This is a genomic window from Ruegeria sp. BC2 (genome assembly GCF_056539245.1).
Map to the genome: position 1 here is coordinate 38194 of NZ_JBQFUQ010000004.1, position 13037 is coordinate 51230.

Sequence of the window (13037 nt, forward strand, 5' to 3'; positions counted from 1 at the left end):
GTCCTCGAATGATTGTCGGTCGCGGCGCCTTACAGCGCCTCTTCGTTGAGTTCCCCGGTCCGCACGCGCAGGGCCTGCTCGACATCGAGGACGAAAATCTTGCCGTCGCCGATCTTGCCGGTCTTGGCGGTTTTAGTGATGGTCTCGACGATCTGGTCGGTCATCGCGGCGGGCACCACGATTTCCAACTTGATCTTGGGCACGAAGTTCACCGCGTATTCGGCGCCCCGATAGATTTCGGTGTGACCGGATTGCGAGCCGAAGCCCTTGATCTCGGTCACCATCATGCCGCGCACGCCCGCCTCGGTCAGTGCCTCGCGCACCTCCTCGAGCTTGAACGGCTTGATTGTCGCAATGATCAGTTTCACGTCTTTCCCCTCTTCTGTTCCGGTGGGTCCGGCTTTGCACCTGCAGAAAAAGAGCCCGACATGGCCGCTCAAGGAACGATTTCGGCGAAAAGACGCTGGGGAAGAGGGGCAAAGTTGCACATTTTTTGCACAAAAACGGCAAAGTGATTAAAAAATACGCAAGTGTGAGAGGGGAATTCGCGCTATTTCACACCTCTACATGGGCGCGACAGCGCGGTATGGTGCCACAAAAGCAAAAACGGGCAGAGTTTGAGCATGACTGAGTCCAAGCGTCGAAAACCGCTGGTGGCGGACAAACGGTATCCGTCCGGAGGCCGCAAGACCTCGTCCGCCAAGCGGACGGCGAAACCGGCGGGCAAGAAGGCGACGGCGCGCAAGACTACGACCCGAAAGACCAGTCGCAAGCCCCGGGGCAAACGTTCGGGAGGCGGGCAGGGCGGCTTCTTTCGCCGGCTGTTCCGCTGGATAGGGCGCCTGATCTGGGGGCTGACCTGGCGGGTGGGTGCGATAGCCGCTATGCTGCTGGCGCTTGCCGTTGGGGTTGTCTACTCCACGTTGCCCGAGGTCGATGCCCTGCTGGATGGGCGCGCGCGTGGATCGGTCACGCTGCTGGACCGGGACGGCAAGGTCTTTGCATGGCGCGGGGATCAGTTCGGCGGCGTTATCACCACCGACACCGTGTCGCCGCATCTGAAGAATGCGGTTGTCGCGACCGAGGACAAGCGGTTTTACCGTCACTTCGGCGTAAGCCCGCGCGGCATTGCCAGTGCGGTGAAGATCAACCTGTCCGAGGGGCGTGGCCCGCTGTCGGGGCATGGCGGTTCGACCATCACCCAGCAGACGGCCAAGCTGCTGTGTCTGGGCGTCCCGTACGATCCGACCGAGTGGGAATCGGAAGCGGCGTACGAGGCCGACTGCCGTCAGGGCTCGCTGTGGCGCAAGGCCAAGGAAGCGATCTACGCGATGGCGATGGAGGTCAAATACTCCAAGGATGAGATCCTGACCATCTATCTGAACCGGGCGTTTCTGGGGGCCGGGGCCCGCGGATTCGAGGCGGCCAGCCAGCGCTATTTCGGCAAGTCCGCAGCCGAGGTGGACCCGGCCGAGGCGGCGATGCTGGCGGGGCTGCTGGTGGCGCCCACGCGTTATGCGCCCACCAACGACCTGCAACGCTCGCAGGACCGGGCCAAGGTGGTCATCAGCCTGATGGAGGATCAGGGTTACCTGACCACGTCACAGGCAACCGTGGCGCGCAACAACCCGGCCGAGCTGTCCGAGGCCGCCGCCGCCCGCGCTGGCGGGTATTTTGCCGACTGGGTCATGGCCAGCGGCCCCGAATTCTTTACCCGCAACACCACCGAGGACGTGGTGATCAAGACCACGCTGGACCAGCGGATCCAGCAGGCGGCCGAGGCGGCGCTGAAACAGGTTTTCGACGAAAAGGTCAGTGAAGGCTCAAAAGCGCAGGCCGCGATCGTGGTGATGTCGGCCGATGGTGCGGTCCGGGCCATGGTGGGTGGACGCAAGACCAAGGTGTCGGGTGCGTTCAACCGCGCGACGCAGGCGTTGCGCCAGACCGGGTCTTCGTTCAAGCCCTTCGTCTATGCCACCGCGCTGGAACTGGGTTATTCGCCGCTGGCCACGGTGGTGGACGAGCCCTATTGCATCGACATCCCGGGGTCCGGCCAGTGGTGCCCAAAGAATTACACCAACAAGTTCTACGGTCGCGTGACCCTCGCGGATGCGCTGAAGAACTCGTTGAACATCCCGGCCGTCAAGGTGGCCGAGGTTGCTGGGCTGGACAATGTGCGCACCGTTGCCAGCGGGTTTGGCATCGAAAGCGATCTGGCGGCGGGCCCAGCCCTGGCGCTGGGCGCCTCGGAAAGCACACTGATCGAAATGACCGGCGCCTATGCCGGTATCCTGAATGGTGGCTCGTCCGTGGAACCTTACGGCCTGACCGAGTTGAAACTGCTGGGTGATGATGCCCCGATGATGGTGACGACAACCGGAATCGGCGAGCGAGTAATCCGAGACGAAGCTGCCAAGCAACTGACCTGGATGATGGAGCGCGTGGTATCCGAGGGAACCGGACAACGAGCCAAGTTGCCGGGATGGCAGGTTGCAGGCAAAACAGGCACGACCCAGGCCGCCCGGGATGCTTGGTTCATCGGCTTTACCGCGGATTATGTGGCCGGTGTCTGGATGGGCTATGACGACAACACGCCGTTGTCGGGCGTGACCGGCGGTGGGCTGCCAGCCGAGATTTGGAAGGAAACCATGGTGCGGGTCACCGAAGGCATGACTCCGACACCGCTGCCTATGCTGGCTCCGGCCGCTCCGGTCCAGACGACGCAGCAATCCCAGCCACGCCGCAGGCAGCAGGGTGGTTTTGCCAAGGCCGTCGACAGTCTGTTGAAGGATCTCTTTGGCGGCAACTAGGCCGCAGATGATCAGACGGGCGGCGCTGGGCGCCGCCCGGACCAATTCTTACAGGCTTTCGTCCAGCGCGGCGACGATCGCATCGCCCATTTCGCTGGTCGAAACCGGCTGAACGCCTTCTTCGGCCAGCAGATCAGCTGTGCGGACACCATCGGCCAAAACCTTTTCGACCGCAGCTTCCAGGCGATCGGCCTCGGCGCCTTGGTCAAAGCTGTAGCGCAGCGCCATCGCAAAGCTGAGGATACAGGCGATCGGGTTGGCCTTGCCCTGGCCGGCGATGTCGGGGGCCGAGCCGTGGACGGGCTCGTACAGCGCCTTGGGCCGGCCGTTGGCCATCGGCGCGCCCAGCGAGGCCGAAGGCAGCATGCCCAGCGAGCCGGTCAGCATCGCCGCGCAATCCGACAGGATGTCGCCGAACAGGTTGTCGGTCAGGATCACGTCGAACTGTTTCGGCGCGCGCACCAGCTGCATGGCGCCGTTGTCGGCATACATGTGGCTCAGCTCGACCTCGGGATAGTCCTGGCCCACGCGGGTCACCACCTCGCGCCACAGGATGCCCGATTCCATCACGTTGGCCTTTTCCATCGAGCACAGCTTCTTGTTGCGGCGCATCGCCAGTTCAAAGGCCGAGCGCGCGGCGCGTTCGATCTCGGATTCGGTGTAGCGCTGGGTGTTGATGCCCACGCGCTCGTTGCCTTCCTCGAAGATACCGCGCGGCTCGCCGAAATAGACGCCCGAGGTCAGTTCGCGCACGATCATGATATCGAGACCGGCAACCACGTCCTTTTTCAACGACGAGAAATCGGCCAGCGCGTCAAAGCACTGGGCCGGGCGCAGGTTCGAGTACAGGTCCATCTCCTTGCGCAGGCGCAGCAGGCCGCGCTCGGGCTTCACGCTGAAATCCAGATCGTCGTATTTCGGGCCGCCCACGGCGCCCAGCAGAACCGCGTCGACCTCTTGCGCCTTGGCCATCGTCTCGTCCGACAGGGGCTTGCCGTACACGTCATAGGCGGCACCGCCGACCAGATCCTCGCTCACGTCGAATTCAAGGCCGCGCTTGGCGCCGAACCAGCCGATGATCTTGCGCACTTCGGCCATGACTTCGGGGCCAATTCCGTCTCCGGGCAGGATGAGGAGCGAGGGGTTGGACATGAACGGTCTCCTTGCGTTTTTCAGCATCGGGCCTAGCGTTTGCGGTGCATCTGGTCAATGAGGCGTTCTGGTCAAAATGCGCGGAATCAGGGCCGTACAGCGCGAAAAACGCCGCTGAACATGCGCCGGGCACCCGATCTGGGTTACAAGCTGGTTTTCAGCCCTTCTGCAAGCAGGTCCCAGACCCGGCGAATGCGCGGTGTCTGCCGCATGGCCTGCGGCGCAGCCAGCCAGACCGGCAGAACCGGGATGTCCACATCCAACGGCAGAATTTCGACCGCAGGATCAGCCTCGGCCACTTGAACCTGGCTGAAACCGATGCCGCAACCCGCACGGATCAACTCCCAATAGGCGCTTTGAAGATCGCAACGGGTGGCAAAGTTTTCCTTGCTGGCAGGCCAACCCTTGGCCTGCATTTTCGAGATGATCAGGTCGTTGGAATCGAAACCCACCAGGTCATGCTGAAACAACTCTTCGGGGGTGGTTGGCCGACCGGCGCGGTCCAGATACGACCGGGCTGCGCAGAAACACAACGGTACGTCGCCCAGATGACGGGTCACGATATCGACCTGCTCGGGGCGGTACATGCGAACTGCGATATCAGCTTCGCGGAACAGCAGGTTCTCGCTGATGTCGGTGGCGACCAGTTCCAGCTGGATCGAAGGCTCTTGCCTGCGGATGTCCGCCAGAATGGACGGCAGGATATGGTGCGATGCGAAGACCGACGCGGTGATGCGGACCGTACCGCCCAGCTGTTGCGACTGCCCGGCGGCGGCCAGGCTCAGCTGACGCATGGCCGCGTGCATCTGTTGCGCCATCGGCAGCAATTGCTGGCCGGCGGCGCTGAGCTTGAGGCCTCGCGCATGGCGATCGAACAGCGACACGCCCAAATCCGTCTCGAGCGCCTGCACCTGGCGACCAAGCGTCGGCTGACTGCGCCCCAGTTCCCGCGCGGCCGCCGACAACGATCCCGTTTCCGCAACTGCCAGAAAGCTCTGCACCAAAGACCAATCAGAAAGTGCCAAGGTTTTATCCATGCGCAGATGAATACATGCTCTGCGTTTTTCGGCAATTCCCAAAGGTGAGTGAATGGATATCTTTTGTTCAACCGCCAGGGCATACAGGAGGTTGCGATGACGGGAAGGGCGCTGATCCTAGGATCTTCGGGGCGTTTTGGCCGCAATGCCGCAGACGCGTTTCAAGCGGCCGGATGGACGGTGCGGGGATTTGACCGCGCGAGGGATGATCTGTCCACCTCAGCCCGGGGTGCGGATGTCATCGTGAATGGCTGGAACCCGCCATACACCGAGTGGGCGCGGCAGGTGCCGGATTTGCACGCTCAGGTCATCGGTGCGGCGAAGGCAACCGGGGCGACCGTGATCGTGCCCGGGAACGTCTATGTTTTCGGGGCCGACACGCCCGGGCCGTGGGCGGCAGATACGCCGCATCTTGCAACCAACCCTCTGGGCCAGATTCGGATCCGTATGGAGGAGGCCTATCGGTCGTCGGGTGTGCGCACCGTGATCCTGCGCGCCGGGGATTTCCTTGACACGCAAGCCTCCGGCAATTGGTTCGACCAGATCATGATCAAGCCCCTGGCCAAAGGGCGTTTCGTCTATCCCGGTGACCCTGACATTGCCCATGCCTGGGCCTACCTGCCGGATCTGGCCCGCGCTGCGGTTCAGTTGGCCGAGATGCGGCATGACTTGCCGCGCTATTGCGACATTCCTTTTGCCGGATACACGTTGACCGGCCGCCAATTGGCACAGGCCTTGTCGGAAGTGACCGGGACTCCGGTGCGCCTGAAGCAGATGAACTGGTGGCCAATCGTTCTGGCCCAGCCGTTCTGGAAACTGGCCCCGCATCTGCTTGAGATGCGCTATCTGTGGGACACGCCGCACCGCTTGGATGGCTCGTTCTTCGACTCGTTGATCAGCGATTTCGCATCCACGCCGCTGCACGAGGCATTGAAAACCGCTGTGTCTGACCTGTCGCATGATAACCCGCGAACCACAGACGTGGATCGAGTTCAGGGCCTGTCATAGGCCCGGCGGCATGTCAGGGTGTGACAAGTCAACCCAAATCAGGCGATGTCGGCTGGCCTTGCTGGCCGCGGCAAGGGGCGCGTCTTTGGCGTCAGTCCAGTGGATGCCGGCGTTTTCAACCACCCAGTCGACCGATGGCAGCAGATAGTCAACACGCCGTTCACCCACCGCCTTCCAGACCACCGTTACAGCCGAGCCTGCGCCATCCACGGGTCGCGGATCCTGCAGGCTGGGGTGCTGTAACAGATCGCGGATGGCTTCATTGCGCCCCTCGCCCAGGTTCGGGTCAAGATTGGCGTCACCGGCAATGATGAAACGACTTTTCGGGGCTGGACCCAGCCCGCCGTCAAGCAACACCGACCACAGCCGGATCTCATCGCGATTGCGCAATCCGTTGCGATCCTCAGGCCCGTCAAAGACAGGAGGGGTGGCGTGAAAGGTCATCAGGTTCAGGCGGCCTTGAGGTGTCTCCACCGGCACGATCCAATGGGCGGTCGACGACAGGCGCTGAACAGCGTGGGCTTGTTCGGACGGGAAAGGCAACCCGCCAAGGGTGGGTAGCGTTGCGCCGGGCAGGTCCTTCCAAAGCAGCGCTGAAAGGTCACGAACCTCATCCTTTGCGATCGGATAGCGGGACAGCACGGCCAGCCCGCCATTTCCGGTGAAACGGCCCCATCCCTGGGCGTCCCCGGGTCCGCCCCGTTCTCCGTCCCCGTCCAGATCAAGCGACGTCATCAGCCCCGAGTTGGGCTGACCAGCGAAGAAATGCGGGTAATCCAGCCCTGCCGCGCGCAACCGATCAGCCAGCGCGGACAGGGCCAGGTTGTCATGGTCCCAGTCGATGCCTTGCAGGGCCAGGACATCGGGGGCAGCGGCGGTCAGAACGTCGATCACGGCTTGCACCTGGGGATCATCACGCCGAATATCCCGCAATAGCAGGCCCGGACCTTTCCGGCCTAGCTCAGCATTGAAGCTGGCAACGCGCACTGGCTCTGCCTGCGCCGCAAACGGCAGCAACAGCAGAACAAGAATACGGATCATGCGGTTTGGGTCGTCTCGGCAGTCGAGTAGGCGCGGCGTTTTTCCACGATCAGCCCGGCAATGCGCAGGGTTGCCATCCCGCGCATGATCATGCTGGCCGGCAAGAAGGCCCATGCGCTCATGGTCCAGATCAGCGTCTGCGGATTGGACAACGACAGCGGGTCAATGAAATCCGTGAGCAGCTTGATCAGGGCCGGAATCAGGAAAGGCAGCAGAACGCCGACCGAGATGTTCAACCGACCGTCGCGCTGCAGGCGAGTCACCACGTCTCCGCCCTTGGTGGGATCGAACAGGGGCAGGTTGGTCCAGACATTGAATGCCCCATTGCCAGTGGGCCATCCACGCAGTTTGACCGCATAGGCAAAGCTGGCGATCGTGACCAAAGCGGCGACATAGGCGACACTTGCCGTTATGCGCACCAACTCGACCAGGGGTTGGCTCGCGTCAGCAGGCAGCATCAACACCACCAGGCGGACAGGCGAATAGGGGAAGTCCACGACATTCGCGACGGCCAGACCGACCGAATACACGGTGCTGGTCAGTTCCGTCGGCGCATAGGCGTTCTTGCAGATCAGGGTCAGAAACGAGATCATCGACATCAGGCCGACAAAGCGCAGTCTGTTCACGGGCGGCGCATCGCGGAATTCGATAAAGCTGGGAAAGGCCGAGTTGTATTCGGCGAATGTCAGAATGAATGCCAGGATTGCCAGAAAGACAACGATCTCGGTCCCGTTGGACGTTGATGCGGGCAGATACAATGCGGGTGTCAGCACCAGAAGTGCCACCAACAATCCCCGTATCGCAGCCCCTGTTGTGCGAGCAATCACTATCCGAACCCTTTCCAAACCGGACCAGTCGATTCTTTGCCGACTTGGTTCCAACTTGATGCCCGCCAATCTCGATATTTGGCGGATGCCCCTTTAGCGCCATCATTGGCGATAAGCGGCATTTCGCTCAAGCCGAGGTGCAGAAAACACGTGATTTCGGGCAAAAAGATGGCGAAACTGGTGCGGCTTTGCATCATTCACGTCGCAAATTCGACGTGTAATGGAAATGGTTCTCTACATGTTGTGGTTGCTTTGACTTTAACCCCAAGAATGCGAACGGGGCCGCCTTGGCGACCCCGTCAGGTTGAGTATCCACAGATTCATCCCCAGAATCACACCCAGGGGCGCGCCTGTCCGGCATGGGATTCGAACGAGTCGATGTGGTGATCTTTTTCCATCGTCAGGCCGATATCGTCCAGACCGTTAAGCAGGCAATGCTTGCGGTGCGGGTCGATATCAAACTCGATCACGACGCCGTCCGAGGTCACGATCTGCTGATCTTCCAGGTGCACGGTCATACGTGCGTTCTCGCCCTTGTGGGCATCCTCCATCAGAATGACGTGGTGGTGTTCTTCGACCACGATGGGCAGGATGCCGTTCTTGAAGCAGTTGTTGAAGAAGATGTCGGCGAAGCTGGTCGAGATGACCACCTTGATACCGAAATCCTTGATCGCCCAAGGCGCGTGTTCCCGAGATGAGCCGCACCCGAAGTTGTCGCCGGCCACCAGAATCTCTGCGTTGCGATAAGCGGGTTTGTTCAGGACGAACTCTTCGTTCTCGCGTCCGTCATCGTGATAGCGCATCTCGTCGAACAGGACGACGCCGAGGCCGGACCGTTTGATCGTTTTCAGATGCACCTTGGGAATGATCATATCGGTGTCGATATTGATCAGGGGCATGGGGGCTGCCACACCGTGGACTTTTTCAAACTTTTCCATGTTCACACTCCTGCGGGAGAGGTCAGGCCCCATGCCCCGCGTTTCAAGCTTGTTGAGCTTCTGTTGTTTCGTCTTTGGGCGCGTTCTTGACGAAGAACGCCATGAAGACCAATCCGAACCCGTTGAACAGCATCTCGATGCCCAGCAGGATGCCCAGCAACTGGAACAGCACCGCCGGTTCCGAGCTTGCATAAGACCAGATGATGCCTGCCAGGATGATCGACAAGATGCCCGAGATCAGGGTTGGCCAGAAAAATGACGTGCCTCGCATCTGAAACGAGAGAATGATCCGTGCGATCCCGCCTGCCATGAACAGGATAAGCACCACTGTTGCCAGCGTCAGAGTGCCTGCCAGCGGATGGTCCAGAAACGACCAGCCCAGGAACAGCATGACCGCACCCATGATGAAGGCCAGGATCTTGTTTCCGGTTCCTTCGACGGTGAAACCGCCGACAACCTGCAGAACGCCGGACACCAGCAAAAGGACGCCGGTGACCACGGTCACTGCCACGGATGCCACAACCGGTGCGCCCAGCACGAATATGCCGAACACGATCGATAGAAGCCCCATCAGGAGCCATTTGACCCATTCACTCATTTCAGTCTCTCCCTCAAATATCTAGATATGAGGGGACCTTACATCAATTCACGCACATCTGTCAGCTTTCCCGTGATTGCCGCAGCGGCAGCCATCGCGGGGCTCAGCAGATGGGTGCGTCCGCCGCGGCCCTGACGACCCTCGAAATTGCGGTTCGACGTGGCGGCGCAGCGCTCGCCCGGGGTCAGCTGGTCGGGGTTCATGGCCAGGCACATCGAACAGCCCGCAAGGCGCCATTCAAAGCCGGCCTGCTTGAAGATCTCGGCGATGCCTTCCTCTTCGGCCTGCGCGCGGACAAGGCCCGAACCGGGCACGACCATGGCACGGATGCCGTCCTTGATCTTTTTGCCCTTCAGGATCTCCGCGGCGGCGCGCAGGTCCTCGATCCGGCCGTTGGTGCAGGAGCCGATGAAGACCGTGTCGATCTCGATGTCGCTCAGTTTCTGGCCCGGCTTGAGCCCCATGTATTCGATCGAGCGGCGCGCGGCCTCGACCTTGCCGCCCTCGAAATCCTCGGGGTTGGGCACGGTCGCGGTGATCGGCAGAACGTCTTCGGGGCTGGTGCCCCAGGTAACCACGGGGGCGATGTCCTCGCCGCGGATGGTGACGACCTTGTCCCAATGGGCGTCGTCATCGGAATAGAGCGTCTTCCACCAGGCCAGGGCGGCCTCCCACTGCGCGCCCTTGGGAGCGTGCGGGCGGCCCTTGACGTATTCGAACGTCTTTTCGTCCGGCGCGATCAGGCCGGCGCGGGCGCCGCCCTCGATGGCCATGTTGCAGACGGTCATGCGGCCTTCCATCGACAGGTCGCGGATCGCTTCGCCGCAATATTCGATCACATAGCCGGTGCCGCCGGCGGTGCCGGTTTCGCCGATCACGGCCAGAGTGATGTCCTTGGCGGTCACGCCCGGCTGCAGTTTGCCGGTGATCTCGACCTTCATGTTCTTGGACTTTTTCTGGATCAGAGTCTGGGTGGCCAGAACATGCTCGACCTCGGAGGTGCCGATGCCGTGGGCCAGCGCGCCGAACGCGCCGTGGGTGGCGGTGTGGCTGTCGCCGCAGACCACGGTCATGCCCGGCAGGGTCCAGCCCTGTTCGGGGCCGACGATGTGGACGATGCCCTGACGGATATCATTCACCGGGTAGTAGTGAATGCCGAATTCGCGGGCGTTTTTGTCCAGCGCTTCGACCTGAATGCGCGACTCGGGGTTTTCGATCCCGTTCACGCGGTCGGGCGTGGTGGGCACGTTGTGGTCCGGCACGGCGATGGTCTTTTCCGGCGCGCGCACCTTGCGGCCTGCCATGCGCAGGCCTTCGAACGCCTGCGGGCTGGTGACTTCGTGCACCAGGTGGCGGTCGATATAAAGCAGGCAGGTGCCATCGTCGGCTTCGTGCACGACATGGGCATCCCAGATCTTGTCATAGAGTGTTTTGGGGGACATCGGTCCTCTCCCGTCTGTATTGAGAAATGCTGGCGAGTGGCTGGGCGCCGATTATAGGCGGGCCAGAACCGTGCGGGCGGCCCCGAAGAACCGTTCACGCAGGCGCGCGCGGTCTTGCAGGTTGGGAGCAGGGGCCTGATGGAATCTCATGCGATCCAGATATATCGCGCCCCCTCGTCAATCAAGGCTCAATCCGCGTCCCGCGACAGGTCGGTGGGCCTTGCAAGCCGCCACATTGCTGTTCAATCTGGCGGCAGGAGACGCGCATGGACAATGATTTGATCCCAAGTTCGATTTCAGAGCTGTTCGACAACATGGCCGAGGCCTTTCTGTTGCAGCTTGGGAACCTGGTCGAGCTGATCGTGACTCCGGGGTGGCGGCAGTATCAGATCGCCATCATCCTGGGGCTGGTGGCGCTGTCCTTCCTTTTGACTCTGCTGACAAAAGGCCGGTGGGAAGCCTGGGCGCGGGCGCGCAGCGGATGGCCCAAATGGCGGTTGCGGGTTCTGGTTCAGCTGATGCAGCGGATGACGCTGGTCTACTTCGTCGTGCTGGCTTGGGGCGTTTATCTGGTGATGCAGCAGGTCACCTGGCCATCGCGCAGTTACATCATCGGTGTTCTGGCAACGCTGGCAACCGCGTGGCTGGCGATCGCGCTGATTTCGCGACTGGTCCGCAACCGGACGATTCGGCGCATCTTCCGCTGGTCGATGTGGATCTACGCCACGCTGGTCGCGCTGAGTCTGACCGATGACGTCGCCGAGTTTCTGGACGGCGTGGCGATTTCGATCGGCAGCCTTCACATCTCGGCATTGGGGATTCTCAAGGCCATTCTGCTGATCGGCACGTTGTTGGTGCTGGCGCGGCTTGGTACCCGGGCGGCTGAACGCGGGCTGAAAAGCAATGACGACATCTCGCCCTCGATGCAGGTGCTGCTGGCCAAGGGGATCCAGGTCGCGTTTTACGGGCTGGTCTTTCTGGTCGGGATCCGGACGCTGGGATTCGACCTGACCGGGATCGCGCTGTTGTCCGGTGCGGTTGGCGTCGGTATCGGCTTCGGCCTGCAGAAGGTCGTGTCGAATCTGATCTCGGGGATCATCATCCTGATGGACCGGTCGATCAAGCCGGGCGACGTGATCTCGCTGGGCGATACGTTCGGTTGGATCAACGCGCTGGGCGCCCGCTACGTCTCGGTCGTCACCCGCGACGGGCGCGAATACCTGATCCCGAACGAGGATCTGATTACCGGGCAGGTGGTGAACTGGTCCCATTCCGACGAGTTCGTCCGCCTAGATCTGACCTTCGGCACCAGCTACGGCGACGACCCGCACAAGGTGCGCGAGACCGCCGTGCGAACGGTGAAATCAGTCAAACGCGTTCTGAGCGGCGGCAAGCACGAACCGGTCTGCCATATCACCGGGTTCGGAGACAGCAGCGTCGATTACGTGCTGCGGTTCTGGATCCGGGACCCGACGGCCGGCCTGACCAACATCCGCGGCAATGTCTATCTGGCGCTGTGGGATGCATTCCAGGCCGAGGGCATCTCGATCCCCTTCCCGCAGCGCGAAGTGCGCCTGCTGGGGCAGGGTGCCACCGACACCGCTGTGCCACATCTGGACACGGATTGATCAACCCCGTGCCATCAGCGGTTGCCGTTCATTGAAATGTTGCAATTGCCTTGCTACCTTAATAGTACCCCGGCGCCGGGGTTACACGGCGCTTTAGCAAGGAGGACCATGTCCTGTCTCTACACACACAGGCGGGTTTGCCCGCCGATGAAGGGGCCGCTGTGATGGCCCGCTCTCAGTCAATCAGCGACAAGCTGCTTGAACGCATCCTTTCCTCACTTTCCGATGACAAGGCCGAAGATGTTGTGCAGATCAACCTGCAGGGCAAGTCTTCGGTGGCCGACTACATGGTCATCGCTTCGGGCCGGTCGACGCGTCAGGTGTCGGCGATGGCGGAAAAGCTGACGGATCGCATCAAGCAGGAATTCGGTTTCACCTCGAAGGTCGAAGGCAAGGATGCCGGCGACTGGGTGCTGATCGATACGGGCGATGTGATCGTCCATATCTTCCGCCCCGAAGTGCGCGAATTCTACCAGCTGGAAAAGATGTGGCTGCCTCAGGGCGGCAGCGCCTCGGCGAACTGAGGCGCCATCCCGGCCCGTATTGAAGGGCCGGC

The 13037-nt window shown here is 61.6% G+C and carries 13 protein-coding genes; 4 read left to right on the forward strand and 9 right to left on the reverse strand.

The genetic code is table 11. The features are described 5' to 3' along the window. Window positions 1-29: 29 nt before the first annotated feature. The gene (locus ACR0CU_RS15160; protein WP_093963790.1) at window positions 30-368 is read right to left on the reverse strand and encodes a P-II family nitrogen regulator; all 339 of its coding nucleotides are present in this window, start codon (window positions 366-368) and stop codon (window positions 30-32) included. 255 nt (window positions 369-623) lie between these two features. Here ACR0CU_RS15160 and ACR0CU_RS15165 point away from each other — a divergent pair, with 255 nt between their 5' ends. After that, window positions 624-2810: a transglycosylase domain-containing protein gene (locus ACR0CU_RS15165; protein WP_170448719.1), complete on the forward strand. Its 2187-nt coding sequence runs from the start codon at window positions 624-626 to the stop codon at window positions 2808-2810. 48 nt (window positions 2811-2858) lie between these two features. On the opposite strand, the gene leuB is transcribed toward ACR0CU_RS15165, so the two are convergent. Together leuB and ACR0CU_RS15175 are read right to left on the reverse strand one after the other, a co-directional pair. Next, window positions 2859-3962: a 3-isopropylmalate dehydrogenase gene (leuB, locus tag ACR0CU_RS15170; protein WP_170448717.1), complete on the reverse strand. Its 1104-nt coding sequence runs from the start codon at window positions 3960-3962 to the stop codon at window positions 2859-2861. 143 nt (window positions 3963-4105) lie between these two features. Next, complete coding sequence (locus ACR0CU_RS15175; protein WP_170448715.1) at window positions 4106-4999, reverse strand: LysR family transcriptional regulator; 894 nt, start codon at window positions 4997-4999, stop codon at window positions 4106-4108. 96 nt (window positions 5000-5095) lie between these two features. Here ACR0CU_RS15175 and ACR0CU_RS15180 point away from each other — a divergent pair, with 96 nt between their 5' ends. After that, window positions 5096-6007, forward strand: coding sequence for a Rossmann-fold NAD(P)-binding domain-containing protein (locus ACR0CU_RS15180; protein WP_170448713.1), 912 nt, complete (start codon window positions 5096-5098; stop codon window positions 6005-6007). Here ACR0CU_RS15180 and ACR0CU_RS15185 read toward each other — a convergent pair. From ACR0CU_RS15185 to ACR0CU_RS15210, 6 genes are all read right to left on the reverse strand, one after another. After that, complete coding sequence (locus ACR0CU_RS15185) at window positions 6002-7048, reverse strand: endonuclease/exonuclease/phosphatase family protein (RefSeq protein WP_170448711.1); 1047 nt, start codon at window positions 7046-7048, stop codon at window positions 6002-6004. The genes ACR0CU_RS15180 and ACR0CU_RS15185 overlap by 6 nt on opposite strands. Continuing rightward, entirely contained in the window at window positions 7045-7875 is an 831-nt protein-coding gene (locus ACR0CU_RS15190) for a hypothetical protein (protein WP_093963685.1), read from the reverse strand. Before ACR0CU_RS15190 ends, ACR0CU_RS15185 begins: the two co-directional genes overlap by 4 nt. A gap of 332 nt (window positions 7876-8207) precedes the next feature. Further along, window positions 8208-8813 (reverse strand): 3-isopropylmalate dehydratase small subunit, encoded by a 606-nt coding sequence (leuD, locus tag ACR0CU_RS15195; protein ID WP_170461225.1) that lies wholly within the window; start codon window positions 8811-8813, stop codon window positions 8208-8210. A 43-nt stretch (window positions 8814-8856) separates the two neighbouring features. Next, entirely contained in the window at window positions 8857-9411 is a 555-nt protein-coding gene (locus ACR0CU_RS15200) for an HdeD family acid-resistance protein (RefSeq protein ID WP_170343176.1), read from the reverse strand. A 38-nt stretch (window positions 9412-9449) separates the two neighbouring features. Further along, window positions 9450-10853 (reverse strand): 3-isopropylmalate dehydratase large subunit, encoded by a 1404-nt coding sequence (leuC, locus tag ACR0CU_RS15205; RefSeq protein WP_170367504.1) that lies wholly within the window; start codon window positions 10851-10853, stop codon window positions 9450-9452. A gap of 51 nt (window positions 10854-10904) precedes the next feature. After that, a complete protein-coding gene (locus ACR0CU_RS15210; RefSeq protein ID WP_141138497.1) occupies window positions 10905-11003 on the reverse strand; it encodes an isopropylmalate isomerase in 99 nt (32 codons plus the stop codon). A gap of 116 nt (window positions 11004-11119) precedes the next feature. Here ACR0CU_RS15210 and ACR0CU_RS15215 point away from each other — a divergent pair, with 116 nt between their 5' ends. Together ACR0CU_RS15215 and rsfS are read left to right on the forward strand one after the other, a co-directional pair. Then, window positions 11120-12481, forward strand: coding sequence for a mechanosensitive ion channel family protein (locus tag ACR0CU_RS15215; RefSeq protein ID WP_170343174.1), 1362 nt, complete (start codon window positions 11120-11122; stop codon window positions 12479-12481). A 164-nt stretch (window positions 12482-12645) separates the two neighbouring features. Beyond that, entirely contained in the window at window positions 12646-13005 is a 360-nt protein-coding gene (gene rsfS, locus ACR0CU_RS15220; RefSeq protein WP_093963679.1) for a ribosome silencing factor, read from the forward strand. Window positions 13006-13037 lie beyond the last annotated feature (32 nt).